Source organism: Corynebacterium belfantii (assembly GCF_041898185.1).
Taxonomy (GTDB): domain Bacteria; phylum Actinomycetota; class Actinomycetes; order Mycobacteriales; family Mycobacteriaceae; genus Corynebacterium; species Corynebacterium belfantii.
Genome location: NZ_CP157823.1, coordinates 993,520 through 1,019,302, shown reverse-complemented (window position 1 = coordinate 1,019,302; position 25,783 = coordinate 993,520). Strand labels below are relative to the sequence as shown.

At 54.1% G+C, this 25,783-nt stretch carries 25 protein-coding genes, 1 pseudogene and 2 riboswitches; of the genes and pseudogenes, 14 read left to right on the top strand and 12 right to left on the bottom strand.

Going from position 1 to position 25,783, the window contains the following annotated elements; translation table 11 throughout:
- Positions 1-166: 166 nt before the first annotated feature.
- From ABMV07_RS05295 to ABMV07_RS05285, 3 genes are all read right to left on the bottom strand, one after another.
- Entirely contained in the window at positions 167-625 is a 459-nt protein-coding gene (locus ABMV07_RS05295; RefSeq protein WP_088266695.1) for a hypothetical protein, read from the bottom strand.
- Positions 622-1,377, bottom strand: a complete 756-nt coding sequence (locus tag ABMV07_RS05290; RefSeq protein ID WP_088266694.1) for an energy-coupling factor transporter transmembrane component T family protein — start codon at positions 1,375-1,377, stop codon at positions 622-624. The genes ABMV07_RS05295 and ABMV07_RS05290 overlap by 4 nt, the downstream gene beginning before the upstream one ends.
- Positions 1,374-2,753: an ABC transporter ATP-binding protein gene (locus ABMV07_RS05285; protein ID WP_088266749.1), complete on the bottom strand. Its 1,380-nt coding sequence runs from the start codon at positions 2,751-2,753 to the stop codon at positions 1,374-1,376. The genes ABMV07_RS05290 and ABMV07_RS05285 overlap by 4 nt, the downstream gene beginning before the upstream one ends.
- Positions 2,748-2,860: riboswitch (TPP riboswitch) on the bottom strand. It overlaps the preceding gene by 6 nt.
- A 36-nt stretch (positions 2,861-2,896) precedes the next feature.
- Between ABMV07_RS05285 and ABMV07_RS05280 the strand changes: the two genes are divergently transcribed.
- Complete coding sequence (locus ABMV07_RS05280) at positions 2,897-4,072, top strand: chloride channel protein (protein WP_197689672.1); 1,176 nt, start codon at positions 2,897-2,899, stop codon at positions 4,070-4,072.
- A 14-nt stretch (positions 4,073-4,086) separates the two neighbouring features.
- Here ABMV07_RS05280 and ABMV07_RS05275 read toward each other — a convergent pair whose 3' ends face one another.
- Positions 4,087-4,680, bottom strand: coding sequence for an ECF transporter S component (locus ABMV07_RS05275; protein WP_374064958.1), 594 nt, complete (start codon positions 4,678-4,680; stop codon positions 4,087-4,089).
- Positions 4,669-4,799, bottom strand: a riboswitch (TPP riboswitch). It overlaps the preceding gene by 12 nt.
- Before the next feature lie 21 nt (positions 4,800-4,820).
- A pseudogene (locus ABMV07_RS05270) lies at positions 4,821-5,715 on the bottom strand (2-dehydropantoate 2-reductase).
- An 80-nt stretch (positions 5,716-5,795) separates the two neighbouring features.
- On the opposite strand from ABMV07_RS05270, the gene ABMV07_RS05265 reads away from it, so the two are divergent.
- On the top strand, positions 5,796-6,710 hold the full coding sequence (locus ABMV07_RS05265; RefSeq protein WP_088266693.1) for a DUF808 domain-containing protein: 915 nt from the start codon (positions 5,796-5,798) through the stop codon (positions 6,708-6,710).
- Positions 6,711-6,785: 75 nt separating this feature from the next.
- On the opposite strand, the gene ychF is transcribed toward ABMV07_RS05265, so the two are convergent.
- Positions 6,786-7,871, bottom strand: a complete 1,086-nt coding sequence (gene ychF / locus ABMV07_RS05260) for a redox-regulated ATPase YchF (RefSeq protein WP_088266692.1) — start codon at positions 7,869-7,871, stop codon at positions 6,786-6,788.
- 352 nt (positions 7,872-8,223) lie between these two features.
- Here ychF and ABMV07_RS05255 point away from each other — a divergent pair, with 352 nt between their 5' ends.
- From ABMV07_RS05255 to ABMV07_RS05240, 4 genes are all read left to right on the top strand, one after another.
- Positions 8,224-9,873: a sodium-dependent transporter gene (locus ABMV07_RS05255; RefSeq protein WP_374064957.1), complete on the top strand. Its 1,650-nt coding sequence runs from the start codon at positions 8,224-8,226 to the stop codon at positions 9,871-9,873.
- Positions 9,873-10,043 (top strand): methionine/alanine import NSS transporter subunit MetS, encoded by a 171-nt coding sequence (metS, locus tag ABMV07_RS05250; protein ID WP_003850879.1) that lies wholly within the window; start codon positions 9,873-9,875, stop codon positions 10,041-10,043. Before ABMV07_RS05255 ends, metS begins: the two co-directional genes overlap by 1 nt.
- A gap of 88 nt (positions 10,044-10,131) precedes the next feature.
- Entirely contained in the window at positions 10,132-11,553 is a 1,422-nt protein-coding gene (locus tag ABMV07_RS05245) for an AI-2E family transporter (RefSeq protein ID WP_088266690.1), read from the top strand.
- 65 nt (positions 11,554-11,618) lie between these two features.
- Complete coding sequence (locus tag ABMV07_RS05240; RefSeq protein WP_374064956.1) at positions 11,619-12,410, top strand: DUF6542 domain-containing protein; 792 nt, start codon at positions 11,619-11,621, stop codon at positions 12,408-12,410.
- Positions 12,411-12,473: 63 nt separating this feature from the next.
- Here the strand turns inward: ABMV07_RS05240 and ABMV07_RS05235 are convergent, their stop codons facing one another.
- Positions 12,474-13,469 (bottom strand): 4-hydroxy-3-methylbut-2-enyl diphosphate reductase, encoded by a 996-nt coding sequence (locus ABMV07_RS05235; protein WP_088266688.1) that lies wholly within the window; start codon positions 13,467-13,469, stop codon positions 12,474-12,476.
- 112 nt (positions 13,470-13,581) lie between these two features.
- On the opposite strand from ABMV07_RS05235, the gene xseA reads away from it, so the two are divergent.
- Both xseA and ABMV07_RS05225 read left to right on the top strand, forming a co-directional pair.
- A complete protein-coding gene (gene xseA / locus ABMV07_RS05230; protein ID WP_374064955.1) occupies positions 13,582-14,823 on the top strand; it encodes an exodeoxyribonuclease VII large subunit in 1,242 nt (413 codons plus the stop codon).
- Positions 14,824-14,851: 28 nt separating this feature from the next.
- A complete protein-coding gene (locus ABMV07_RS05225) occupies positions 14,852-15,109 on the top strand; it encodes an exodeoxyribonuclease VII small subunit (RefSeq protein ID WP_088266686.1) in 258 nt (85 codons plus the stop codon).
- A gap of 12 nt (positions 15,110-15,121) precedes the next feature.
- Here the strand turns inward: ABMV07_RS05225 and ABMV07_RS05220 are convergent, their stop codons facing one another.
- Positions 15,122-15,697, bottom strand: a complete 576-nt coding sequence (locus tag ABMV07_RS05220; RefSeq protein WP_088266685.1) for a DUF4245 domain-containing protein — start codon at positions 15,695-15,697, stop codon at positions 15,122-15,124.
- A 303-nt stretch (positions 15,698-16,000) separates the two neighbouring features.
- Between ABMV07_RS05220 and glpX the strand changes: the two genes are divergently transcribed.
- The 4 genes from glpX (at position 16,001) to ABMV07_RS05200 (ending at position 21,041) form a co-directional block, all read left to right on the top strand.
- On the top strand, positions 16,001-17,017 hold the full coding sequence (gene glpX, locus ABMV07_RS05215; RefSeq protein WP_088266684.1) for a class II fructose-bisphosphatase: 1,017 nt from the start codon (positions 16,001-16,003) through the stop codon (positions 17,015-17,017).
- 257 nt (positions 17,018-17,274) lie between these two features.
- Entirely contained in the window at positions 17,275-18,678 is a 1,404-nt protein-coding gene (locus ABMV07_RS05210; protein ID WP_088266683.1) for a class II fumarate hydratase, read from the top strand.
- A 148-nt stretch (positions 18,679-18,826) separates the two neighbouring features.
- Positions 18,827-19,474, top strand: coding sequence for a TetR/AcrR family transcriptional regulator (locus tag ABMV07_RS05205; protein ID WP_088266682.1), 648 nt, complete (start codon positions 18,827-18,829; stop codon positions 19,472-19,474).
- Between the two features lies 1 nt (position 19,475).
- Entirely contained in the window at positions 19,476-21,041 is a 1,566-nt protein-coding gene (locus tag ABMV07_RS05200) for an MDR family MFS transporter (RefSeq protein WP_374064954.1), read from the top strand.
- Positions 21,042-21,044: 3 nt separating this feature from the next.
- On the opposite strand, the gene ABMV07_RS05195 is transcribed toward ABMV07_RS05200, so the two are convergent.
- Both ABMV07_RS05195 and ABMV07_RS05190 read right to left on the bottom strand, forming a co-directional pair.
- Positions 21,045-21,611 carry a GNAT family N-acetyltransferase gene (locus ABMV07_RS05195; RefSeq protein WP_088266680.1) on the bottom strand — a complete coding sequence of 189 codons (567 nt, stop codon included), beginning with the start codon at positions 21,609-21,611 and terminating at the stop codon, positions 21,045-21,047.
- 81 nt (positions 21,612-21,692) lie between these two features.
- On the bottom strand, positions 21,693-22,373 hold the full coding sequence (locus ABMV07_RS05190; protein WP_088266679.1) for a LysR family transcriptional regulator substrate-binding protein: 681 nt from the start codon (positions 22,371-22,373) through the stop codon (positions 21,693-21,695).
- Positions 22,374-22,437: 64 nt separating this feature from the next.
- On the opposite strand from ABMV07_RS05190, the gene ABMV07_RS05185 reads away from it, so the two are divergent.
- Positions 22,438-22,782 carry a DUF5997 family protein gene (locus tag ABMV07_RS05185; protein ID WP_088266678.1) on the top strand — a complete coding sequence of 115 codons (345 nt, stop codon included), beginning with the start codon at positions 22,438-22,440 and terminating at the stop codon, positions 22,780-22,782.
- A 70-nt stretch (positions 22,783-22,852) separates the two neighbouring features.
- Here the strand turns inward: ABMV07_RS05185 and glyA are convergent, their stop codons facing one another.
- The gene (gene glyA / locus ABMV07_RS05180; RefSeq protein ID WP_088266677.1) at positions 22,853-24,142 is read right to left on the bottom strand and encodes a serine hydroxymethyltransferase; all 1,290 of its coding nucleotides are present in this window, start codon (positions 24,140-24,142) and stop codon (positions 22,853-22,855) included.
- A 209-nt stretch (positions 24,143-24,351) separates the two neighbouring features.
- Here glyA and coaA point away from each other — a divergent pair, with 209 nt between their 5' ends.
- Complete coding sequence (coaA, locus tag ABMV07_RS05175) at positions 24,352-25,278, top strand: type I pantothenate kinase (protein WP_088266676.1); 927 nt, start codon at positions 24,352-24,354, stop codon at positions 25,276-25,278.
- On the opposite strand, the gene ABMV07_RS05170 is transcribed toward coaA, so the two are convergent.
- Positions 25,275-25,775, bottom strand: coding sequence for a flavodoxin domain-containing protein (locus ABMV07_RS05170; protein ID WP_088266675.1), 501 nt, complete (start codon positions 25,773-25,775; stop codon positions 25,275-25,277). The genes coaA and ABMV07_RS05170 overlap by 4 nt on opposite strands.
- Between the last annotated feature and the right edge of the window lie 8 nt (positions 25,776-25,783).

Genomic DNA, 25,783 nt, shown 5'->3' with positions numbered 1-25,783 from the left:
TAACACACATCACGACCAAGCCACTTATCCCCCTCCAAGTCACTAAAACTATCAAATAACAGTTTTAATTCATTGAAAATACCTTAGACCTGCATTTTTAAGAGGCCGTGATGACATTCACAATGAAGGTGTAGTGTCGACGCCATCACCCCCTAAAGTACCCCCGTCAGGGATGCCCCCGTGTCACATCTGGCGTCTCTACCGTCGCAAAATGTCGAGCTTCTTGCTCAGCCCACATCTCCCACCATGGCTCATAAAACGGATCCCTGGCGAGCGCTCTGTTCCGTCGCATCTGCTCAGGGCCATTAAACAGCATGGTCAATACTGGGCCATGCTGCCGCGCCGCTCGAACAACGCTGGGGGCAAGACTACCCACCCCCTCAATAATTAAGTTCCGTTCGGGCACTTCCACCCACGGTCCCATGACGTTGTTCTCCCAATCCCAACGGTGATACCCTCCCGTTCCTTCTAGGAGGGCTGTAACGATCTCAACTCCAGCAGCCAATCCATGCCACCCTGGATACAGGTCATCAAAATGCACGATGCGCATTCCTAAAATCTCGCCAAGAAATCCCGCGAAGGTGGTTTTCCCGGAACCAGAGGGGCCGTCGATAAGCACGATCATGCGCCGAGAAACCTAAAACTTCCCGTCACGATCGCCGCCACGATCGCGCTTGTCGAGGCCGCCACGCACACCAGCAACAGCACCGCATCAGCGGCACCCACCGTAGATTCCCGCGCCCACGTACGCTCAGATTTGCGCCCAAAACCACGGGCCTCCATAGCTGTCGCCAATTTTGAGCCGCGGCGAACAGCGAGCACCAACAGGCCAAACACCATGGAAAAACTTGAACGAATCCGATTCGAATCATCAATGCCGCGCACCCGGCGCGCACGTCGCATCGACTGCCAGTCTCTGGTAAAAAGGCTGATCATTCGGGTGCTTGCGACAGCCGAGATGACAAACCGATGCGGCAGACGAAGGATTTGTGCGAGGCTATCTCCTAGTTCGGTGGGGTCGATGTGTGCGAGAAGAACTATCGCTGGAAGCCCTACTGCCAGCACGCGCACCATGATCGCTGCGGCTAGCTGGAGGGAGTTGTCAGTAACGTGGGCAAAGAGGAACGAGAAGTATTCGTGTCCTTCTGGTCGACCATAAAGCGCCATGGATATTCCGGCGATGGGGGTAGCAATGAGAAGTGGGAACCCGCGCCGCAGCAGCGTGCCCACGCCAACTCCTGCAAGTGGTGACAGCACGATCGTTAGGACAAGGGATACGGCCGCTGACACGACATCGACGCTGAGTAATAGCGGGGTGGTCAACAACATGAGTGCTGCTACTCGGGTGACGGGGTTGGTGGCTTGTAGAAGGTTCATAATGCAATCTCCTTATCACCCAAGCAATGTCGGTAGAGCTCGTCGTGAGTGATCGAAACAACCGTGGTACCGGCATCGGTTAGCTCACGCAGCAAGGTAACTAGCTCGATGAACGTCGTGCGATCTTGTCCAAAGGTTGGTTCATCAAGGAAAACTACATCTGGGGTGTTAACCAAAATGGTTGCCACCGACAGTCGACGTTTTTGCCCACCCGACAAGGTAAATGGGTTGGCTTCAGCTAAATGATCGAGCCGCAACCGCTCGAGTAGTAAGTCTGCTCGAGCAAGGTCATTGTGGTCATGAAGCCCCACGCGCATTTCTTCCCGAACCGTCGCAGCTGCAAATTGGTGCTCGGGATCTTGAAAGACGAAACCAAAACGCGAACTAAGTTCCTTGGATTTCCAGCGCAGCGGATCGGTGTGCAGCCCGCGTGCGATGTTGTGGGCAACTTCTACTCGCCCACTGTGCGCAGGTAGCAATCCGGCCAGTGTGAGTAGGAGGGTAGATTTTCCTTTTCCGTTAGCACCGGTGATTACGGTGGAGGCACCAGCGGGAATATCAAAGCTATAAGTTCCTAGTGGTTGATTCCAGCCCACAGCTAGCTCACGGGCATGTATCGCCGTATCGCTGAGTGTAGGGGTCAGTGCCGCTGGTAATTGGGGGTCGTTTTCTGGTACCCAGATTCCTAAATCGCTCAGTTCACGGCCATGCTTGGCGATCACGTCGCGTGCAGGGCCGTCGGCAAGCACCCTGCCATCAGGTCCTAGTGCAATAATGCGGTCGATATGATCTAGCCAAGTGCTCACGCGGTGTTCCACAACAATCATGGTGGCACCAGTTGTCTCTACTGCTCTGCTGATATTGGACACCACCTCCCACACACCATCCGGATCAAGGTTGGCAGTGGGCTCGTCGAGAAGCACAATATCCGCCCCCATCGCGATGACACCAGCAAGTGCCAATCGTTGCTTTTGGCCGCCAGATAGCTCTGATGTGGGATGATCCAACGGCAAATCTAGACCTACCTGCGCCAATGCTTGAGTAACTCGCGGCCAAATCTGATCGCGCGGAACACACATATTCTCGCACCCAAAGGCGACATCATCGCCCACACGCGAGGAAATTACCTGCGAATCTGGATCCTGTAACACCATGCCAGGGGTTCCCGAAACCTGAAGCCCTCCGCTATGTTCGCCGTCCTCATCAGCCAAAACACCCGCAATTGCCGCGAGCAAAGTAGATTTACCCGACCCCGATGCACCTAAAAGAAGAACCCGTTCCCCACGGGAGATTTTCAATGTGAGATCGACAAGAGCAGGCTTTCGCCTACTCGCATGCCGATAACTAAACGCATGGGCGATGACATGATCAGTCACAGTATGAAGTCTTCCTATCGCTGGTATTACCCAGATCAGGTTCTACGGTTCGGCCAAACAGCCGTCTCAGCCACGTACAGCGAGCACATGGCACCCGGGCATCTCGTGTGTGTACCGGCGTTGATCGTAGTCGCAACGCGCCCATGTGTCATTCTAAAAAGGTGAGTAGGAACACCATCATCAAAGAAATCGCCGGCATAAGCATCGTCGGTGTTGCCACAGGACTCGTCGGAATCCTCACCACACTCCTTCTTCACACCGCAGAACACCAGCTCGCACACCTCACCCACACCACCATGGCACTCATCAGCTTAGGAGTAGGAGCACTAGCAGGAACATGCTGGTGGGCACTACGCCGACGTGGCCCCATCGTCACCGTCACTGCAGCACTATCCACCGATACGCCCTTACCCTTGTGGCGCACGCTTGCCGACGCCCTCCTACAACTGCTCATCGTCACCGCAGGAGCCTCACTGGGTAAAGAACAAGCACCTCGACAACTAGCCGCAGCCCTTGCAGAACGCATCGCCCCCGCCCGCAACGACACCGACCGCCATCGTCGTGTTCGGCTCCTCGCCGCCGCAGCTGGCGCAGGACTTGCAGCCATGTACCACGTTCCCATCACCGGAATCTTCTTCGTCCTTGAACTCCTCCCCGTTCGACGCGACCGCGCCACGATAGGTACCACCATCGCAGTGTGCGCCATTGCCACTACAGTCGCATCGCCGGTAGTTCCAGCGCCTTTGTATGAATTTCCTCACGAAGCGTTAGGAGTCAATGATCTCCTCCCCCTCCTAGTCGTGACAATTGTTGCCACAGTGGTTGCTGTGATGTGGCGTCGTCTGGCAGTCACCCAGCTGCAGCGCTGCTATACCGGCCCTTGGCTTGTGATTACTCTCCCACTAGCGCTTGTGATCACGTATGCGGTGGGAACATGGTTTCCTGCGGTTCATGGCAACGGTCAGCTCGTGCTTGATGTCGCCTTCGGTACTGATATCACCGCCTTAACGGCCTGTGCACTTCTCCTCGCCAAAATGATGGCAACGCTTGTGTGCATTCGCGCAGGCGCTGTGGGCGGTGTACTGACACCATCACTTGCTGTTGGGGCGGCAGCCGGAGTGTGCGTTGCTGTTCTTTTTGGCGCTCCGCACGCGGTCATGGCATTGGTTGCTGCAGCTACCGTGTTGGCGATCGCGCAACGGGCTCCGTTGTTTGGCGCGGCGATGGCTGTTGAGCTCACTCACCCCGATATATGGCTTGCGGCCACTGTGGTAGTCACAGCGGCCGCAGGTTTTTGGTGTACGAGAAATATCAGATAGCTAGGATTCCTAGACTAGACAAGTGCTCGGGCTTGCCTACCAGCAGCAAAGCGATCAAGCGCGCCAGTTTGTGCCAGTGCTTTGACTAGGAGGTAGCCAAGGACGCCAGCTAGAACAGCACCGGAAATAGCCATGCTTCCTAGGTAGATCAGGTTAAAGACAGCGGATTTAGCAAGATTTCCGGAGGTGAACAGTTCGAGGACGAAGGCACCGACGGCTGCGCCGACACCAGAAAGCGCTGCTACGACTAGCCCGAAGCGTCGATAGAGGAAGAACGCGAACACGAGCTCAGCGCCGAAACCTTGTGCTAAACCTGAGTAAATCGTTTCAATTCCCCACTGATTACCAATGCCTGCGGAAACACAAGCGGCGATGAGTTCTACGTAGATCGCAGCAAAGGGTTTACGAATGATAAGTCCACCCAACACACCGCCGATCAGCCAGATTCCAACAGCGATGCCGCCAAACCCAGGTGTGAAAGCGTCGGCCGCCGAATACCAGGCGTATCCGATGGTGTTCCATACCCAAAACAGCAAGCCAGTGGCAATAGCAATGACGGAGGCGATCACGATGTCAATGACACGCCAAGAATTCTTCGATCGGTTCATTATTCTTCCTATCGCCGGTATTACCCGGATCAGGTTCAACGGTTCAGGGCGTGCACGTCTTCTCGCCCTGTCTCAGCTTTGTGGCAAACGTATGCCGTCCAGCACCCGTGATTTATAAAAATTGTGCGCTTAAAGCATACTCAAGCGCTGTGCTTATGAAAAGTACGTTGCTCACTAGGTGATGGAGGCGAGCATCTGCGCCTACACGCTGCGCCATTCGCACGACCGCACCAACTTGAGCATCGAGCTCACTAGGAAGACCATCGGCTAGATCTCGCTGCATAGGAGCTAGTCGCCCCTTTAGGCTGCGCGTCAGCAAAAGCTAATACGCGATCGGCCACTTCTTCTGGAAAGTCCACACCATGGGCTTGGCCGGCTGTGACAACCTCGTTGATCAAAGCTTTAAAATCGTCACGGTACGTTGTTCGCACAACGCCCAACGGTTGGTTGACGAGCGCACCTAGGGCACCAAAGCAGGTAACAAACATCGCTTTGAACCAAGTATCGGTCATGATCGCCGGGTACACCACCGGTTCGATTCCGGCTCGATCTAAGACTTGCGCCAGCTTATCGACGATCCCACGTGTCGCCTCACTCATGCACCCGAAGGTAAACGTGAAAATTCCCCCAGAGAACTCCGCTTCGGCTGGTCCACGCTTGGTTAAAAAAACTGCGCACCACACCCGGTATGACTCGATCAGCTCCATAGGCTTCGATTGCTATGTGAGGCATTTCCACAGAGTTCTGCGTGATCACTAACACAGCATGAGCTGGCAATTCTTTGTGCAAATCCACGCTGTCAAGAGTTTTAGTTGCCAAAATCACCACGTCAGCATTAGGAACTTGGCTGAGATCTTCTACCACCGGAACGCGAATGTCTCGCACTCCGGAGGCGTCGTAAAGCCTCATCCCTCAACGTTACAACACCTCAAACGATTCCCCACGGGCAGCAAAAGCGACCTTCGTGCCCGACTCGTGCAACAAACCACCGAAAAACCCGCCGACTGCGCCGGCACCAACGATCACAATATGCATGCCACCGACAATAGAGCAGTCCTGCGACGTAGACTAGGAGGAAAAGTTGACCATGTCACAAAGCGAAATTGAGGTTTCCCATGGCCGGTGGCTTAGCAGCCCTTTTAGACGATGTTGCATTAATTGCACGAACGGCATCAGCAAGCGTTGACGATGTTGCCGCCGCAGCAGCAAAAACCAGCGCCAAAGCAGCAGGCGTAGTTGTCGATGACACAGCCGTAACCCCGCAATACGTTCGTGGCGTTACCCCCGCCCGAGAACTCCCCATCATTTGGCGCATTGCCAAAGGCTCGTTGGTAAACAAACTGTGCATCATCTTGCCGATCGCCCTCCTACTCAACGCGGTTGCCCCGTGGGCTCTCACCCCTATTTTGATGCTGGGCGGCGCATTCTTGTGTTTCGAAGGCGCCGAAAAAGTCGGGGAGATGGTGACTGGAAAACAACATTCCAGCGAAGAAGAAGCCGGTGCAAAAGACGAAAACATCTTGGTACGAGGCGCAATTACCACCGACTTAATTCTTTCTGCAGAAATCATGGTGATCTCGCTTAATGAAGTCGCAGACCAAACCATCTGGATGGAAGCGGCCGTACTTGTTGCGGTCGGCATTTTTATTACGGCTGTGGTGTACGGAGCCGTCGCTCTCCTAGTCAAGCTTGACGATATAGGACTTTTCTATCAGCGCAAAGACTCCGGTACTGCCCGCGCCTTCGGCGCCGAACTTGTCAAGGCAATGCCTGTGGTTCTTAACGCTATTTCTTTCATCGGTATGCTCGCCATGCTATGGGTCGGTGGCCACATTGTTATCGGCGGATTAGATTCACTCAACCTGTGGCATGCACCCCACGATGTAATCCACCACTTGGTCCATTTCGTGGAACACCTAGGTGGCGCAGTGGCTTGGACAACAGAAACAGTGGGATCGCTGATCTTCGGCCTGATTTTGGGATTTATTGTGGTAGCCATCATCGCGCCTTTCCACAAAAAGAAGCACTAACCAGATCCCCTTCAACACAGCTAAACCGCGCCCCTTCGTCTCTAGGAGGGGCGCGGTTTTTAATAGCTTTGGCAGCTAGCCGCCGATCTTAAAGTCACACACATCGCCGTCGTGCATGACGTAGTCTTTGCCTTCCATACGCATTTTGCCCTGAGCCTTGGCTTCAGCAATGGAACCAGCAGCATCGAGATCATCAAAGGAGACAATTTCGGCCTTGATGAATTTCTTTTCAAAGTCAGTGTGGATAACTCCAGCGGCTTGAGGTGCCAAAGATCCCTGCTTGATCGTCCATGCGCGCGATTCTTTAGGACCTGCGGTGAGGTAAGTCTGAAGTCCCAAGGTGGCAAAGCCGGCTTTTGCCAACGTGGCAAGACCAGGTTCGGTTTGTCCGACGGACTCTAGGAGTTCGAGTGCTTCGTCCTCATCGAGTTCGAGGAGCTCTGTCTCAGTCTTTGCATCGAGGAACACTGCCTCGGCTGGTGCTACTAGGTCGCGCAATTGCTGCTTGCGGGCGTCGTCAGTGAGCACCTCTTCGTCGGAGTTGAAAACGTAGAGGAATGGCTTAGCCGTCATGAGGTGTAGTTCGCGGATCAGGGCGAGATCGATCTCGCCGTTTTTGGATGCTGCAAATAAGGTGCGGTCGTCTTCAAGAATGGCTTGTGCCTTCTTGGTTGCTTCGACGGTTTCAGCCAGATCTTTGTTCTTGCGGGCTTCTTTTTCAAGACGAGGAAGCGCTTTTTCTACTGTTTGTAGATCCGCCAAGATCAGCTCGGTGTTGATCACTGAGATATCTGAGCTGGGGTCTACTCGACCATCAACGTGGATCACGTTGTCGTCAGCAAAGGCACGAACTACCTGGCAAATGGCGTCTGCCTCGCGAATATTCGCTAGGAAGGCGTTGCCCATGCCTTCACCCTCGGATGCACCTTTGACAATGCCGGCAATGTCAACGAAGGACACCGTAGCTGGCAAGATGCGCTCCGATTGGAAGATCTCTGCGAGACGGTTCAGGCGAGCATCCGGAAGCTCGACAAGACCAACGTTGGGCTCGATGGTTGCGAAGGGATAGTTCGCCGCCAGAACGTCGTTGCGGGTAAGGGCATTAAATAGCGTGGACTTGCCAACATTGGGCAGGCCGACGATTCCAAGTGTAAGGCTCACGAACGATCATCCTAGCAAGCAGCCAGCAAAAATGGCTCACCACCAGCGCTGTGCACGTACATCAGGGGGAGCTATCACAGAAGCGTCGCAGCGCTGAACACCTACTCCTGCAAAAATGGGATTTTTATCTTGAAAAATCTCACACAACGGGACAAAAGGTGTTATCTTTAATACACCTCATTTCCCCTCAAGGTTCCCTCATCCATAGGGCATACCTTATTTATCCTCTCCTAGACACTTCGGCCGCACCACCTTTTCAGCCGCAATGATTCCCCACGGAAAAGAGAGGGTCGTTTTGTATTCCTTCGCCCCGCGCACTTTGCGTCTGGGTGTTTGTACGAAAGGTACGCTCATGACAAGCTCACGTGAGCAAGGCCAGCGCCGTGAGACGTTTTCCTCACGCTGGGTCTTTATTCTCGCTGCCATCGGCTCGGCTGTTGGCTTGGGCAATATTTGGCGATTCCCCTATGTGGCCTACCAAAACGGTGGCGGAGCCTTCCTATTGCCTTACCTCATCGCGCTTCTCACCGCCGGAATCCCGCTGCTGTTCCTCGATTTTGCTATCGGCCACCGCTACCGCGGCTCTGCGCCACTTGCGTTTCGACGTATCAAGCGGTGGGCAGAAGTCGGCGGCTGGATCCAGCTCGGTATCGTTTTCTTTATCACCATCTACTATGCCGCGATCATCGCGTGGGCAGCGCTTTATACCGTAAAGTCCATTAACCAGGCATGGGGCGATGATCCCAACGCGTACTTCTTTGGTGACTTCCTCCATTTCGACGAAACGGCAACCTTCTCCACTGACTTCGTAGGCCCCATCACCATTGCCCTTGCCTTGGTATGGATCGCAGCAATCATCGTCCTTGCCATGGGAGTAGACGCCGGCATCGGCCAAGTGTCCAAAATCTTCATGCCCGTCCTCACCGTGCTGTTTATCATCGTGGTGATTCGCGCACTCTTCCTCGACGGCGCTGCCACGGGCCTCAACGCGTTTTTCGCTCCGCATTGGGAAGCTCTTAAAGACCCCACAGTTTGGGTAGCAGCCTACGGTCAGATCTTCTTCTCACTCTCCGTGGGATTCGGCATCATGCTCACCTACTCCTCCTACCTCAAGCCACGTTCCAATCTCACCGGCACCGGTCTAGTGACGGCCTTTGCTAACTCTTCTTTCGAAGTTCTCGCAGGAATCGGCGTCTTTGCCACCTTGGGTTTCATGGCAACTCAACAAAATGTTGCCGTCAACGAGGTAGCAACATCCGGAATCGGTCTTGCTTTCGTCGCGTTCCCCACCATTATTAATCAGATGCCTTTCGGAGCCGTGTTTGGGATCTTGTTCTTCGGCTCGCTTACTGTGGCTGGTTTTACCTCCCTATTCTCCCTCCTAGAGGTTGTGGTTTCTGGCTTTCGAGATAAAACGAACTTGTCAAGGAAAGCAACGGCAGTAACCGTGGGCATCCTCATGGCGTGTTTGTCCATCGTCTTGTTTGCGACTACGTCAGGCCTTGCCACCTTGGACATCATGGATAAGTTCACCAACAATGTTGGCATTGTCGCCATCGCACTCATCAGCATTGTGATTATCGACTGGATCTTGCGTCGAGTCGATGAATTCTCCTTGCATCTGAATATGGTGTCGTCTTTCCGCGTCGGCACGCTCTGGCGTATCTGCGTGGTCAATGTGACCACACTGGTTCTCGGCTTTACCCTCTTCCAAGAACTAGCCAGCCTGATTTCTGAACCCTATGGCGGATACATCAGCACTCAAGTTGCATGGTTTGGTTGGGGCATTATTGGCTTTATTGTTGCAAGCTCCATCGTTATGTCGATGATCGGCTGGCCTCGTAACACGCCTATCGACGGCCCACCGGGGTCCGATTTCGGCGTCGAAACAGAAAATGAGCGCACTCCTAGTAAGCCGCAAAAATATGATCACGGAAAACACGGGAAACGTCGTATCGCGGGCTTTGCGATCGAGCAATACAGCAAGGAGGAACTGCACTAATGTCGACCGCAGCTATCCTGATGATGCTCTTATTCATCATCGTTATCTGGGGCGGACTCGCTCTCGCCTTAATCACCCTGATCAAACATCCCGATGAAACCTCAGGAATCCTCGGCGAACACGACTTCGCCACTGACGATGTACTGATCGCTCAAGAACACACCTCTTAGCACCCACGGGGGATGGCATAGAAAAAGCCATCCCATCATTGGGCATTGCTCTCCACGCTAACCCATGTGATGAGGCACAATAATTACTGTGACTTCCGACATTCCCACCCCAGAAGAATCCGCACCAGATCGCGTGACACCACGCGCCGAACATGCCGGATCTTTTACCGAGGCAACTGATGTCTTTGAGGCCATGTCTCCTCACGACGACCATGCCCACATCGACCGCTCGGAAGTCATAGCGCACGGCGTTAAAGTTCTCTCCACATGGTGTATCCGCATTCTCATCATTGCAGCCACCGCATTTGCTACTTGGTATCTACTCAAGCAGGTGTGGCGCGGAGTACTGCCGGTCATTCTCGCACTGATCGTCTGCACCGTGCTGTGGCCGCCAACAATTTGGATGCGTCGCAAAGGCATCCCCAGCGGCATCGCCGCGCTAATAAGCATTTTGGCCAGCTTTGGATTCTTTGGGTTCCTCATCTGGATTATCGCCCCAGATGTAGGACGGCAATCTCAAACCCTGTATTTTCAAGCATTCGAAGGAATCCAAAAGATCCAACTGTGGTTGCAAGGACCACCACTTAGCCTCGATTCTGAAGAGCTGAACGACCGCATCAATGCCGCCGCCGGATGGTTCCAAAGTAAAAGCGGCACCATCGCTGGTGAAATCTTCTCCGGACTAGGAGTGGCAACATCCGTCCTCGTTACCCTCGGTGTGGTTCTCGTCTTAACCTTCTTCTTTCTCAAAGACGGCGAAAAATTCCTGCCCTGGGGACGTGGGATCGTCGGAAAGCGTGCAGGCTGGCACCTCACGGAGCTCCTCACACGATCGTGGATCACCCTATGCGGATTCGTGCGCGCCCAAGCCCTCGTTTCGCTTGTCGACGCCATCGCGATCGGCGGCGGACTCCTCCTCCTAGGCGTCCCCATGGCACTCGCACTCGCAGTGCTCACCTTCATCGCCGGATTCATCCCCATCGTCGGAGCCTTTGTCGCAGGAACTCTAGCCGTCCTCGTAGCACTCGTGTCCTTAGGCCTTACCAAAGCCGTGATCACACTCATCATCGTGCTCGCAGTCCAACAACTCGAAGGCAATGTGCTTTCCCCCATCCTGCAATCTCGCGCCATGAACCTGCACCCCGTGGTCGTCTTGGTCTCCGTGACCCTCGGTGGCAGCCTCTTTGGCATCGTCGGAGCCTTCCTCGCAGTCCCCACCGCAGCCATGATCGCCGTCTTATTCCGCTACCTCCAAGACATGACAGCACTACGAGCTGGCGAAAAAACCGCCGACGACATCAAATTTGTTACTCGAGCAGGCTCCATCACCGGAAAATTCGGCGAACAGAAAAACCAAGAACTAATCGCAGCGAAACTAAAATCCCAAGAACAACAAGCCTCTCCCCCTCCTAGAGAATCAGACACGCAGCCAGATGTTGATCACCCCCTTGTTGTCCAAGGGATAAAAGCGAAAATCAGCGACCTAACACATCTGTTCCACAAGCCCTGATTTTTAGGACACACCCCTAGGCCAAAGTTCCCAACCACAGATCCCCTTGAGTAGGATAAACATCCGTGCAGAACAAGACAGAACATAAACGCCACAGCCAGGCACACACCACCTATGCCAACGACCAATTCTTTGGCATCTCTTTGTGGTCCTCTCTTGTTCTCATGACAGCCGCGATGGTCACTGGGCTGCTGATTTCTCAAGCAACCGGCAGCATCGGCTGGCCTTTTCTCACGATCTTTGTCGCATTCTCACTGTTTACAGCACTCCTTACCCTTCCCAGTGGTCTCTTCCTACTCGTGGCAAGCCTGCCGCTATTTTTCGGTGTAGGAATTCTTGCTACAGCATGGCTCATTGTAAAAAGCTCAGCAGCTGAAGGCGCGCCTTTTAGCACAACGCAGCTTATTACTACTGTTTATCCCATTACAGAGCATTTCCCCCTCCTAGCGGCAACGACCATCGGTGCGGGACTGATTGCTTATCTTCGTGTGTCGCTTCTCAAACGCAAATACAAGCGCGTTACCACTATCGCGGAGCGCACTCGACGTGCTCAAAGCGAGACTGATCGTCGGAATTACACGGCCGCGTCGAAGGCTCGCACCCAGGCGCAACGATCCAGCAAACCGCAGCGCACTCGGGCCAGCAGCCGATCGCGCCGCGATAACAGTGTGACTGTTGAAGAGCTGATGCGGCGTAGGCAAGAACAGCAACAAACCGGTGCCAAGTCGTTTGCGCCAAGGCCTACACGTACTGCAGCTCAGCGGGAGGCCACCGAGCGGGACTTGACTCGTCGCCTAGTAAATCCAGATCACGAAATTCATAGAACTCGCACTTTCGACGACGACTTATACAGTTAAAATCGAGAGTTATAACGCAAAAGGCGCCACGCATATCCCATGCGTGGCGCCTTTTGCTTCGCTCTATGTGCGCGCAGGACGCAAATCTCTAGGAAGGGCGAAGGTGATCTTTTCTGCCGCAGTAGTGATCTCCTTAACGTCATGGAAGCCACGCTCGTCAAGGAATTCCAGTACTCCGCGCACCAAGATCTCTGGCACGGAAGCGCCTGAAGACACTCCCACGGTGGTGGCGCCATCGAGCCAAGACTCATCAATCTGGTGGGCGTAGTCAACCAGATAAGACGTGCCAGCACCGGCTTGTAGGGCCACTTCAACCAGTCGTTTGGAGTTCGAGGAATTCTGGGAGCCGACAACGATGACGACATCCGATTCTGCAGCAATTGCTTTGACTGCCACTTGACGGTTTTGAGTGGCGTAGCAGATGTCATCACTAGGAGGGTCTTGGAGGTGTGCGAAGCGCTCGTGTAGCTTTTTCACGATCGTCATGGTTTCGTCCACGGACAACGTGGTTTGCGAAAGCCAGATGAGTTTTTCGTCGTTAAGAAATTCGGGGAGTTTGTCCACGCTTTCGACTCCGTCGACAAGGTGGGTTACGTCGGGGGCTTCGCCTGCAGTGCCTTCAACTTCCTCATGGCCTTCGTGTCCGACTAGGAGGATGTGGTAGCCGTCGCGTGCAAACCGTTTCACCTCGTTGTGCACTTTGGTGACCAAGGGACACGTTGCGTCAAGAGTTTTCAAGCTCAATGCTCCTGCTTCTTTGTGTACGGCGGGGCTGACGCCGTGGGCAGAAAATACTAGGTGTGCACCTTCTGGAGCTTCGGTTGTCTCATCGACAAAGATGGCGCCGCGTTCGGCGAGCGTGTCCACTACGTAACGATTGTGGACGATCTCTTTACGCACGTAGACGGGTGCACCATATTTTTCTAGGGCTTTTTCGACGGTTTCGACAGCGCGATCCACGCCGGCGCAGTAGCCTCGTGGGGCTGCGACAAGTACACGCTTGTGTGCAGAGGCGGTGTCAGCGGACTCAGAAGCGGTGAGCTGATCGGGTGAAGTCATGCACACCAGCTTAAACTACTGTCCCACTGAGTGCTCCCTCCTGCCGTATGCTTGTGTGTTGGTTCCTGTTGAATACAGTTTGTTGCTCGCCGTGAAGAAGGGGGTTTAAGGTTTGGCTGCACAACCAAATGCACCGGAAAGTGCGTGGCCTGTTCGTGAGCTTAATTCCAAGGTAAAAAGTTGGATCGAGCGATTGGGTCATCTGTGGGTTGAAGGACAAATAACCCAGCTAAATATGAAACCCAGCTGGAAGTTTTCCTATATCACCCTGCGTGATCCTGAAGCTGAAGCCAGCGTGCAGCTCACATGCGCTACCTCGTTACTGCACTCGTTGCCTAATCGGCTTCAAGACGGCGAACGCGTAGTGGTTTACGGTAAGCCAGCGTTTTATGAGGGCCGTGGCTCTTTTTCGTTGTGGGTTACCGATATCCGCCCTGTGGGCGTTGGTGAGCTACTGGCTCGTATCGAAAGATTACGGCAAAAACTCGCAAGCGAAGGACTTTTCGATCCCGCATTAAAAAAGCCGCTGCCATTTTTACCTCATACCATCGGTTTGATTACAGGGCGTGGCTCCGCCGCCGAACGCGATGTACTGGCTGTTGCTCACAGTAGATGGCCTGAAGTGAAGTTCAACGTGATCAATACTGCGGTGCAAGGTGCACGTGCCGTGCCAGAGATCATCGAAGCACTGCAGCGTCTCGACGCCGACCCTAGCGTGGGTGTGATCATCATTGCCCGTGGCGGTGGCTCTGTCGAAGACCTACTCCCCTTCTCTGAAGAAGCACTCCAACGTGCCGTTGTTGCAGCGCACACACCAGTTGTCTCTGCCATCGGCCACGAACCAGACAGTCCTATTTTAGATAACGTTGCCGATCTTCGCGCAGCAACACCAACTGACGCTGCCAAAAAGGTTGTTCCAGATGTTGCTGCCGAACGCCAGCTCATCGCCGAACTTCGCTCCCGTAGCGCCGCAGCGCTACGCGGCTGGGTCCACAAAGAGCGCCAACAACTTGCCGCCGTACGCAGTAGACCAGCCCTTGCAGATCCCGTCCGCGCTATCACGCTGCATCGCGAGGAGATTGCTCGGTCAATATCTTCTATCCGACGCGATATGCGTTACATGCTCAGTACTGAACGCGCCACAGTGGCGTCGCTACGCCAACAAGTCGCAGCCCTTGGACCTTCGGCCACATTGGCACGAGGCTACGCAGTCGTCCAAGTCGTGCCACGAGATGACAGCGCTCCCGAGGTAGTGACAACCATTGGAATGTCGCCACCTGGCAGCCAGTTACGCATCCGCGTTGCCGACGGCTCCATCACCGCCGCCGCAATGCAAACAACCCCAGCAGACTAAGACATACAACAGAAAGACGCACCTGCTCATGCCACATGACATCATCGGTCAAGGAACTGGAACCAACGCCTTTGCACCAGTAGAAGAACTCTCCTACGAACAAGCACGTGATGAGCTAGTAGAAGTCGTCCGGATCCTTGAACTAGGACAAATGGGCCTCGACGAATCACTCGCATACTGGGAACGAGGCGAAGCCCTCGCTAAAAGATGCGAAGAACACCTCAACGGGGCACAACAGCGCATAGAAAAAGCCTTGGGCGAGACACCCCAAGGCCAAGAACAGTAAAACCAACGCTTGTTATGAGGCGGGTCTAGGTAGTGGGCTCGCCTCAATCATTTTGGCGATGACGCGATCGAATTCCTCACGGGGAGCCGCACCGCTGACAATCACACGTGCATCTCCTAGATCGACGACCCAAATATCACGGACGTCCCTGTCTTCAGAGCTATATTCCTCGACTACCTTTCCTCCTAGAGAATGCTCTCCGGAGCGGGTGCGCAGGTTGCCGTCGTAACGCTTGATGGCTTCATCTTTATCGACTCCCGTTTGGACAAGCTGAACGTAGGAGTCCTTATTTACAACCCATCCCACGACTGGGGCGCTTGCTTTGGCGATAGTCATGCGGCGGGCCGAGTTCGCCTGCCAGCCGTCAATTTCACCTGGATAACGCACAGCGAAGTCTGCCCCTCTTGCTTCCATTTCTAGGAAGGTCCGAGCGTCTACGCGTTGAATAGGGGCGTTATCTTTATTCCCACGATCGAAGCTGCACATTCCAGTAAAACCGATGGTCACTGCAACAATGAGCAAAATCGAGCCGAGCGACAAAATGATGTCCCGAGCGCCTTGGTAAATGCGAGGTTTTTCTACAGCCACGCACAACAGTATGGCATGGGTGCGCGTTAATCAGCGGATACGTGCGCATGGGTGTAGCTACAGCAAGGGAAAGTGTCTGCAAGGTTACCTTTTAGATTTTTTGCCTTGCAGGTCACAATTACCCACTTTAGGGTGTGGCTTTCCAGTAAATTCTCACATAGCTTTGCAACAATTAGGCAGGTAGACAAAAACCGTATTTTCGCGAGGATCTTCCCCGTGTCCCCTCGTTATGCTGTTCGCGTCACCATATAAACAGTTCTCACTATTGAGATTTTTAACGTCATCCACAGGAGGCATTCCCTTATGACCAACCTCAACCCAGAGATTCCAGATCGCAACCTCGCCCTCGAGTTGGTTCGTGTTACCGAGGCAGCTGCACTGGCGTCTGGCCGCTGGGTCGGTCGCGGCATGAAGAACGAGGGTGACGGAGCAGCTGTCGACGCTATGCGTAAGCTCATCAACTCAGTTCAAATGAACGGTGTGGTCGTTATTGGCGAAGGCGAAAAAGACGAAGCCCCTATGCTCTTCAATGGCGAGCAGGTAGGCACCGGCGAAGGCGCAGCAGTTGACATTGCTGTTGATCCTGTTGATGGCACTACCTTGATGGCGGAAGGTCGCCCCAACGCTATTTCCGTCCTAGCCGCCGCCGAGCGTGGTTCCATGTACGACCCATCAGCCGTGTTCTACATGCGCAAGATCGCCGTTGGGCCGGAAGCAGCGGGAACCATCGACATCAACGCCCCAGTCGAGTACAACATCAAGGCCGTAGCAAAGGCTAAGGGAATTGCCCCAGACCAGGTCACCGTTGTTGTTTTAGATCGCCCACGCCACGAAACCCTGATCAAAGACATTCGTGAGGCCGGCGCTAAGGTACGTCTGATTCGCGATGGCGACGTTGCAGGTGCAGTTGCCGCTGCTCAAGCAACCAACTCAGTCGACATCATGATGGGTACCGGCGGAACCCCAGAAGGCATCATCACCGCATGCGCTATGAAGTGCATGGGTGGCGAGATCCAAGGTGTGCTGGCCCCCAAGGATGACGCCGAGGCTGCCAAGGCACGCAATGCTGGCCACGAACTCAACCGCGTTCTGGGAACCCATGACCTCGTCTCTTCAAACAACTGCTTCTTCGTCGCTACCGGTGTGACTAATGGCGACATGCTCCGTGGCGTGAGCTACCGTGCCGACGGCGCAACCACCCGCTCGCTCGTTATGCGTTCTAAGTCCGGCACCATTCGTTTCATCGAATCCACCCACAAGCTGCACAAACTGCAGAAATACTCCGTTGTCGATTACTCCCAGATTTCCCCACGGAAGTAGTGGCATTTAAAAAGTAATTTTTATCACCCACACCCCGTAACCTTTGCCCTAAGCACAGGTGAACGGGGTGTTTTTATTAGCTTACGTAGCCCCGTTCCCATCGATTCACCTCACACCATCAGTATTTCCCACATCTTTGCCACATTTGGATTGGTTTTTGGGCATACTGGTAGGCATGTGTGCACGTGTCCCGCTAACCCGAGCTACCACGCGCACAGATTTCTGCAACCTTCTACTGACAAAGGTGGATACAACTTATGACTGAGCAGCAGTACCGCATCGAGCACGACACCATGGGTGAAGTTAAGGTGCCTATCGACGCCCTCTGGCGCGCACAGACCCAGCGCGCTGTTGAGAACTTCCCAATTTCTGGCCGTGGCCTCGAAGCCGCACAGATCCGCGCTATGGGTCTGCTCAAAGCCGCTTGCGCTCAGGTCAATAAGGACCGCGGACTTCTGGCTCCAGAGCAGGCTGATGCAATCATCGCCGCAGCTACCGAGGTAGCCGAGGGTAAGCACGACGACCAGTTCCCTATCGACGTCTTCCAGACCGGTTCCGGCACCTCGTCGAACATGAACTCCAACGAGGTTATCGCCTCGATCGCTAAGGCTAACGGCGTTGAGGTTCACCCTAACGACCACGTCAACATGGGCCAGTCCTCCAACGACACCTTCCCAACCGCTACTCACATCGCCGCAACTGAGGCAGCCATTAAGGACCTCATTCCAGGCCTGAAGGTTCTCCATGCTTCCCTAGCCAAGAAGGCTGCCGAGTGGGAGAACGTTGTAAAGTCCGGCCGTACCCACCTGATGGATGCCGTTCCAGTTACCTTGGGCCAGGAGTTCTCCGGCTACGCTCGCCAGATTGAGGCTGGCATCGAGCGCGTAGAGGCATGCTTGCCACGTCTTGGCGAGCTCTCCATCGGCGGCACCGCTGTGGGCACCGGCCTGAACACCCCAGCAGACTTCGGCCAGAAGGTCACCGCCGAGCTCGTTAAGCTGACCGGCGTTTCTGAACTTCGCGAGTGCGTCAACCACTTTGAGGCCCAGGCAAGCCGCGACGGCCTCGTCGAGTTCTCCGGTGCAATGCGCACCATCGCTGTATCCTTGACTAAGATTGCTAACGACATCCGCTGGATGGGATCCGGCCCTCTGACCGGCCTCGGCGAGATTCACCTGCCAGACCTGCAGCCAGGTTCCTCCATCATGCCAGGCAAGGTCAACCCAGTTCTGTGCGAAACCGCAACTCAGGTGGCAGCTCAGGTCATTGGTAACGACGCAGCCATCGCTTTCGGTGGCGCACAGGGCGCATTCGAGCTCAACGTCTTCATTCCAATGATGGCCCGCAACGTCCTCGAGTCCTCTCGCCTGCTGGCTAACACCGCCCGCGTATTCGCAGAGCGTCTTGTCGACGGCATCCAGCCAAATGAGGAGCGCATGCGCACCTTGGCTGAGTCTTCCCCATCGATCGTGACCCCACTGAACTCCGCTATCGGCTATGAAGCTGCAGCAAAGGTGGCAAAGACCGCACTGAAGGAAGGCAAGACCATTCGCCAGACTGTCATCGACTTGGGCTTTGTTGATGGCGAAAAGCTCACCGAGGAAGAGCTGGACAAGCGCCTCGACGTTCTCGCAATGGCCAACACCGATCGCGACAAGTAAGTCTAAAGAAGCTACCGCACTGGCCTACACGTGCCCTTCCTAGTCAATTACCTTGACTAGGAAGGGCACGTCCTTTTTACCTGCAGTTTTGTAGACACATAAACGATCTTTTTGCACTTGGTGCACTTTTGCACTAGGTTTACCTTCTGTGAGTACGCAACCAGATACATCTTTAAGAGCCACAAAGCGACTCAAAACCCGCATAAGCGTTGAAGATGCTGCGACTGCACTCGTGCTTCGCGACGGATTCGACAACGTCACCGTCGAGGACATCTGTGCCGCAGCAGAAATCTCCAAACGAACCTTCTTTAACTACTTCGATTCCAAAGAAAATGCCGTCTTCGGCGACGCCCAAGTCGACATTTTGCCGCAGCTGCGAGAAGAATTCCTTTCCCATCCACATGAGGATCTCCCCGAAGCAGTAATTCGACTTCACATGAACCTTGTGTTTTCCGGCAAGGATTTCGACCCCCACACCCGTGGGGAAATAATTCGACGCCGCAAAGCTATTCGCCATAACAATCCAGAGCGAAGCTTTAACTACAACGCCTTGTACCACAAGGTGTTTATCAATTTTAAGACGCTGGTCAGCGAATACTTCGAGCGCTTCCCCGAGCAACGCCGACTAGGAGGGGATGCGGATGTTGAAGCAACCGCAGTAGTTCTTTCATCCAGCTACGCCATCCGCTTTGGCTTTACTTTATGGGCAGACAGCCCTTCCGCCAGTTTTTCCACCCTCGAGGAATCGTGCCTCGAGGCCTTGGTCCACCTTCGCACGATCAACAAAGGACTATAACGTGAGCACTCAATTGTCGCCGGAAAATGTGCGCGGACCGGCCACACACCATCGCCCTGTGGGCTGGATTATTGCAGCTTTGATGCTCAGTATATTGATGGGCTCGTTGGGCCAGATGATTTTTGCTACTGCACTGCCAACTATCGTAGGTGATCTTGGCGGTGTGGAACACATGTCGTGGGTAATCACAGCATTTTTGCTGGGACAGACTATCGCCATGCCGCTCTTTGGCAAGCTGGGCGATGTAATCAATCGCAAGCCGCTCTTTATTTTTGCCAACCTGTTGTTCATGTTGGGATCACTCCTTGGCGGGTTGGCTACGTCGATGTCGATGCTGATTCTTGCGCGTGCCATTCAGGGAGTTGCCGGTGGTGCGTCGATGATTCTTTCGCAGGCAATCACTGCCGAGGTCACCACTGCCCGCGAACGCGGTAAATACATGGGCGTGATGGGCACAGTCTTTGGTGTGTCCTCAGTGCTAGGCCCTGTGCTGGGTGGTTGGTTTACCGACGGCCCAGGTTGGCGCTGGGGCCTATGGCTTAATCTCCCACTAGGAGCTGTCGCTGTGATCCCCATCTGGTTCTTGTTGTCATTGCCAAGCAAAGACGTGAAGTTCCGGTTGGATTGGTGGGGAACGCTCACCATGGCCATCGCTACGGCTTCGCTGGTGCTGTTTGTCACTTGGGGCGGTCGCGATTACGCCTGGAGCGATCCCATCATTGTGGGTCTTATTGCATCGTTTGTGGTCTTCGGCATTATTTTTGTCGCTGTAGAGCTGCGTGTCGACGATCCTTTGATCCCCATGGCTCTCTTCCGAAACCGCAACTTCACGCTCACAACGATCACAGGACTTGCTATCGGTATCATCATGTTCGGATCAATGGCCTACCTACCAACATATTTGCAGATGGTGCACCATATGAGCCCCACCAAGGCAGGTCTAACCATGATCACGATGATGTATGGGCTTATGATCTCCTCAATCGGAGTAGGAAACCTCGTCTCACACACGGGTCGTTATAAGACATTCCCACTGATCGGACAGATCATCACATCCATCGCATTGGTACTGCTCTCGCGACTGCATCACAACGACTCACTTGTCGCCGTTGGAATATACATGTTCATCTTCGGTGTGGGCCTTGGCTGCACAATGCAAATCTTGGTTCTGATCGTTCAAAACTCATTCCCACTCGCAATGGTGGGTACTGCCACTGGATCAAACAACTTCTTCCGCCAAGTAGGAGGCGCTGTAGGTTCAGCATTAATCGGATCGATGTTCTTGACCAATCTCAAGGAACAGATCGGAATGCATCTGCCCACAGCAGTTCAGCAGGCTGTGGCTCAGGGCTACCCGATGGATGCCGTCGATAAGCTGCAAAGTGCAAGTAGACTCACACCAGCATTTGTCAGCTACCTGCCCCAGGTGATTCAAGATGCTATTGCTGTGTCGTACAACGACGCGCTTACCCCCGTCTTCCTCCCAGTCGCGCCGTTGTCGATTCTAGCGGTGATCTTGCTCGCCCTTGTTCACGAGACTGAGCTAAGCCAGACCATCGAGCGCTAGTTTTTAAGGTTCTACAGCTGCTGCCTCATGATCAGCGAGTTCTGGTTTGGGCAGCAGTTTTTCCCAAATATCAGTGTCGCGCCACTGTCCAGCCATTTCACCGTATGTCATCTTGGCGAGGTGGCTAAATGTGCCCACTTTTTCAAATCCGCGGGATGCGTGCAGTCCTGCGGAACCTTCATTTTCTGGGAAGATCCACGAGTGGATTGCCCAGAATCCGAGATGCTGGCAGACGTCGATAAGCTTGTCCACGAGAGCGCCCGCTACGCCACGGCCTCGGGCATCTGGGTGAATGTAGATCGAATCCTCGACAACACCTCTAAAAACCGTCCGTGAGGAAATGGGAGCGGCGGATACCCAGCCGAGAACCTTGGAATCATCGGTTTTCTCGACGGCAACGAACAACGTCTCTGGGATTTTTGACGTAGAAAACTTTTCCCAACTAGGGGCTTCAATTTCATAAGAGGCGTGACCGGTTTCCAAGCCCAAAAGATAAATCTGTTGAACTTGGCCGAAGTCCGTCCTACGCAGTGGACGGATAACAAAATCGGGCTGCGACGGTGCGTTCATAATTTCTATCCTTGCTGAAACGTCGGTACCAAAGCAACCGAGTGTATGCGAACACCCAGCAATTGCGCACCCCCTGTACGCTTAACGCTTACGCCGGCCGCCCTTACGCACGGGTTTCTTCCCTGCCTCTTGCCGACGCTTCTGCTTCGCCAGCGTCTTTTCACGAGCTGATAATTTCTTGGCATTCGACTGCCTCGACGACTGGACGGTCCGCCCCTTAGCAATACCAACAAAATCTTGGATATCCTCGCCGTCGCGTTCCTTTTTCCACACCAACGCAATGCGGGTACGCGCCTGACCATACCGCTGCGGATCACTAAACTCGCGATGCTCCACGAGCTTGCCGCTGAGCACCTTCAATAGCGGCCGCGGAGCAATCACCACGCCCACGTTAGCTGCCACCACCTGCAATTGCGCACGAACAGCTGCGACATCAACCTCAAGACTAGGAGGGGTGATGTAATTAATCATCTCACCATCAAGATCATTTGGCTCTAACACATCCAGCAGCGTCAAGGTATGTTCTTTGGGCAATGCCACGCCCATCAACTCTTGATACAGCTCCACCACGTGCACTGTGTCGTCGTTGTCCACGCGAGGATCCGGGAGACGGACGAGTACTAGATCCGCGATCCCGTCAACAAGCAACGAAAGGGGGTCATCATCACTCAGGGTGCGCAATCCGCCATGATCGGTGCGTTCCTCAAACCGTGTGAACCACTTATTCGGTTCGGTTCCAGTGGCGAAACTTAGTGTCAGCATAAGAATCAATGCTACCGTTAACTCTGTGAATGAAGAATCTGTAAGAAAGCCGTCCGGCACCGCAATGAAGCCGCAGACCGCTGCAAAGAAGCTGGGCATCTTCCTGCCCGCCACGCCAGAGGAGTTCCAGAACAACGCTTTGACCCACGACGAGTTCGTGGAACTGCAAGCTAATCCACCCCAGTGGCTGCAAGATCTACGCCGTAATGGTCCACACCCACGCCCTGTGGTAGCCCAGAAGTTGGGCATCACGATCACCGCGCTCAAGCGTAATGATATGGACAAGGCGTTGACCACCGCCGAAATCAAATCCCTCCTAGAGAATCAGCCGGATTGGCTTCGTGCTGCGCGTACGTCGTTGGCAGAAAATCGTACTACCGAAACCGGCAATGATCACGACGGAAAATAAGTGATACAACACGAAAGCCGCACACTCTGAAGGAGTTTTTCCTTCACGATGTGCGGCTTTCGCTTGAGGTTTAGAGGAGCTTCCAGTCCTCAAGACCCTCGTAGAGTGGGTACTGCTCGGCAAGCTTAGCGACGCGTGCGCGTAGCTGCTCGGTGTCAGCACCGGTGCCTTGTGCCAATGCGGTAGCGATGATGTCGGCAACCTCGGTGAAACCTGCAGCATCGAAGCCACGGGTAGCCAAAGCTGGTGTACCGATACGCAAACCGGAGGTGACCATTGGTGGACGTGGATCGAATGGAACCGCGTTACGGTTCACGGTGATTCCGACCTCATGGAGGAGATCTTCAGTCTGCTGGCCATCCATCTGGGAATTACGCAGATCGACAAGAACCAAGTGGACATCGGTGCCACCGGTCAATACGTCTACACCTGCAGCCTTGCAATCAGCACCTGTCAAACGCTCAGCGATAATCTGAGCACCACCAAGCGTGCGCTGCTGGCGATCCTTGAACTCCTCAGTTGCAGCGATCTTCATGGCAACAGCCTTAGCAGCAACTGCGTGCATCAAAGGTCCACCCTGCTGGCCTGGGAAGACTGCGGAGTTCAGCTTCTTGGCGTACTCCTGCTTAGACAAGATCATACCCGAGCGTGGACCACCCAACGTCTTGTGAACGGTCGTGGACACAACATCAGCGTAAGGAACTGGCGATGGGTGCAAACCAGCAGCCACAAGACCAGCGAAGTGAGCCATATCGACCCACAACTTAGCGCCAACCTCGTCGGCGACAGAACGGAATGCTGCGAAGTCCTGGTGGCGTGGGTATGCGGACCAGCCTGCGATCAGAACCTGTGGCTTCTCCTTCAAAGCCTGTTCACGGATCTTGTCCATGTCCAAGCGGAAAGTATCTGGCTCTACCTCGTAGGCTGCAACTTCATAGAGCTTTCCGGAGAAGTTCAAGTGCATGCCGTGGGTCAGGTGGCCACCATGAGCCAAGGACAGGCCCATGATCTTATCGCCGGGGTTGGCCAGTGCCATCAACACAGCAGCATTAGCCTGTGCACCTGCGTGAGGCTGCACGTTGGCAAACTCGGCACCGAAGACCTCTTTGGCACGGTTACGCGCTAGATCTTCAACGATGTCGGCGTTTTCACAGCCACCGTAGTAGCGACGCCCTGGGTAACCTTCAGCGTATTTGTTGGTGAATACGGATCCTTGTGCCTGTAAAACTGCGCGTGGAACGAAGTTTTCAGACGCGATCATCTCGAGCGTGGAACGCTGGCGGTCAAGCTCACCAGTGATTGCAGCCGCAACCTCTGGATCAAGCTCGGTTAGTGATTGGTAGCGGATGTCATCTGTCATGGCTTAAGGCCACTAACCCTTTCATCGTTTGTGGTCATATGTGCGCATCATGGATGTTAGCGAGCGAAAAGCAAGTAAGCGACTTTGCGCTATACCTACATATTAACCATATGTCTGACCATTGATAGATTTCTATACCTCACTCCCCTTTATGGTGTTTTTTCACACTGATTTTCTCCTCACGGGCTACGGAAGGCACAATAGAACCCATGGCTCGCGACAAAGACCTCAGCCCATATCTCGACTTTGATCGTGAGACGTGGCGTCATTTGCGCATGTCGATGCCCCAGGTCCTCACAGAGCAAGAGGTCGTGGAACTACGTGGTATTGGCGAAAACATCGATCTCGACGAAGTCGCCGAGGTTTATCTACCGCTGTCGCGTCTCATTCATCTCCAAGTCCACGCGCGCCAAGAACTCACGCAGGCGACCGAAACCTTCTTGGGCGAAAAAGCACCCCATATTCCGTTTGTTATCGGCGTTGCTGGATCTGTGGCAGTAGGAAAATCCACCACAGCACGTTTGCTCCAAGTCCTTTTACAGCGGTGGGACGAACATCCTCGCGTAGATTTGGTAACCACCGATGGATTCCTCTACCCCACCGAGATTTTGAAAAAACGTGGCATTTTGGACCGCAAAGGATTCCCAGAAAGCTACGATCAACGCGCGCTATTGCGCTTTGTCACTGATGTGAAAGCCGGAAAAGCGCACGTTAAAGCCCCAGTGTATTCGCACACTTTATACGACCGTGTAGAAAACGAATGCGTCACGGTCAGCCGCCCCGACATTTTGATCGTCGAGGGTCTTAATGTTTTGCAGACCGGCCCCACCTTGTCGGTCAGTGACCTTTTTGACTTCAGCGTGTATGTTGACGCCTCCCTAGAAGACATCGAGCGCTGGTATATCGATCGTTTTCTGAAACTCCGGCAGCTAGCATTCCGCGCTCCCAATGCCCACTTCTCCCACTACGCGGACATGGGCGATCGCGCAGCAACTGACGAAGCAAGACGAATCTGGCAAACGATCAATCTACCCAACCTTGTAGAACACATCCTGCCCACTCGGGTTCGAGCGTCTCTAGTGCTGCGCAAAGGCGCAGACCACAAAGTCGCTCGCGTGCGCATGCGCAAAATTTAAACGCGATTCTGACGTTCCAGCACCCATTGCTGAATTGCATCGAGCTCCGCAAAATCTACCCAATCGGTATCACGCTGGAACATCGAAATTATGCTCTTGTCGTTTGCACTTTTCATGGGCTTGGCAGCCACCAATGCGACTATCGACGCCATCGTCGCCTTATGCCCTGCCTGCATCGTGGAATATTTCAAACTGCCAGGAAGATAGAACCGCCCCCACGAAGCTGGCACCATCGATGCTAGGCAGTCTTTAGAGCGAGCCACACTAGGAAGAGTCATGCCTACAGCAGTAACGGCAATCTCCCGTGGGGAAACGCTGCGGGCAAATTTAACGGCAGGAATGCTGGGACCATGCACAGGACTAAGAACTACGAGCGGCTGTGCATCGTGAGGAACTGGCGTATCAAAGTCACAAGCAGTGGTACCCAAGCGGCGCGCTAGCTCGTGTGCGTAGCGCGCTGTGGAGCCATAAACGGAGTGGAAGCGAACATGAACCATGGTTGGGA

What these genes read in the sequence shown, in the direction of transcription:
- ABMV07_RS05295 (WP_088266695.1), bottom strand. Translation starts at nt 625, where the DNA reads ATGATCGTGCTTATCGACGGCCCCTCTGGTTCCGGGAAAACCACCTTC.
- ABMV07_RS05290 (WP_088266694.1), bottom strand. Translation starts at nt 1,377, where the DNA reads ATGAACCTTCTACAAGCCACCAACCCCGTCACCCGAGTAGCAGCACTC.
- ABMV07_RS05280 (WP_197689672.1), top strand. Translation starts at nt 2,897, where the DNA reads ATGTGTCATTCTAAAAAGGTGAGTAGGAACACCATCATCAAAGAAATC.
- ABMV07_RS05275 (WP_374064958.1), bottom strand. Translation starts at nt 4,680, where the DNA reads ATGAACCGATCGAAGAATTCTTGGCGTGTCATTGACATCGTGATCGCC.
- ABMV07_RS05265 (WP_088266693.1), top strand. Translation starts at nt 5,796, where the DNA reads ATGGCCGGTGGCTTAGCAGCCCTTTTAGACGATGTTGCATTAATTGCA.
- ABMV07_RS05255 (WP_374064957.1), top strand. Translation starts at nt 8,224, where the DNA reads ATGACAAGCTCACGTGAGCAAGGCCAGCGCCGTGAGACGTTTTCCTCA.
- metS (WP_003850879.1), top strand. Translation starts at nt 9,873, where the DNA reads ATGTCGACCGCAGCTATCCTGATGATGCTCTTATTCATCATCGTTATC.
- ABMV07_RS05235 (WP_088266688.1), bottom strand. Translation starts at nt 13,469, where the DNA reads ATGACTTCACCCGATCAGCTCACCGCTTCTGAGTCCGCTGACACCGCC.
- ABMV07_RS05225 (WP_088266686.1), top strand. Translation starts at nt 14,852, where the DNA reads ATGCCACATGACATCATCGGTCAAGGAACTGGAACCAACGCCTTTGCA.
- glpX (WP_088266684.1), top strand. Translation starts at nt 16,001, where the DNA reads ATGACCAACCTCAACCCAGAGATTCCAGATCGCAACCTCGCCCTCGAG.
- ABMV07_RS05210 (WP_088266683.1), top strand. Translation starts at nt 17,275, where the DNA reads ATGACTGAGCAGCAGTACCGCATCGAGCACGACACCATGGGTGAAGTT.
- ABMV07_RS05195 (WP_088266680.1), bottom strand. Translation starts at nt 21,611, where the DNA reads ATGAACGCACCGTCGCAGCCCGATTTTGTTATCCGTCCACTGCGTAGG.
- ABMV07_RS05190 (WP_088266679.1), bottom strand. Translation starts at nt 22,373, where the DNA reads ATGCTGACACTAAGTTTCGCCACTGGAACCGAACCGAATAAGTGGTTC.
- ABMV07_RS05185 (WP_088266678.1), top strand. Translation starts at nt 22,438, where the DNA reads ATGAAGCCGCAGACCGCTGCAAAGAAGCTGGGCATCTTCCTGCCCGCC.
- glyA (WP_088266677.1), bottom strand. Translation starts at nt 24,142, where the DNA reads ATGACAGATGACATCCGCTACCAATCACTAACCGAGCTTGATCCAGAG.
- coaA (WP_088266676.1), top strand. Translation starts at nt 24,352, where the DNA reads ATGGCTCGCGACAAAGACCTCAGCCCATATCTCGACTTTGATCGTGAG.
- ABMV07_RS05170 (WP_088266675.1), bottom strand. Translation starts at nt 25,775, where the DNA reads ATGGTTCATGTTCGCTTCCACTCCGTTTATGGCTCCACAGCGCGCTAC.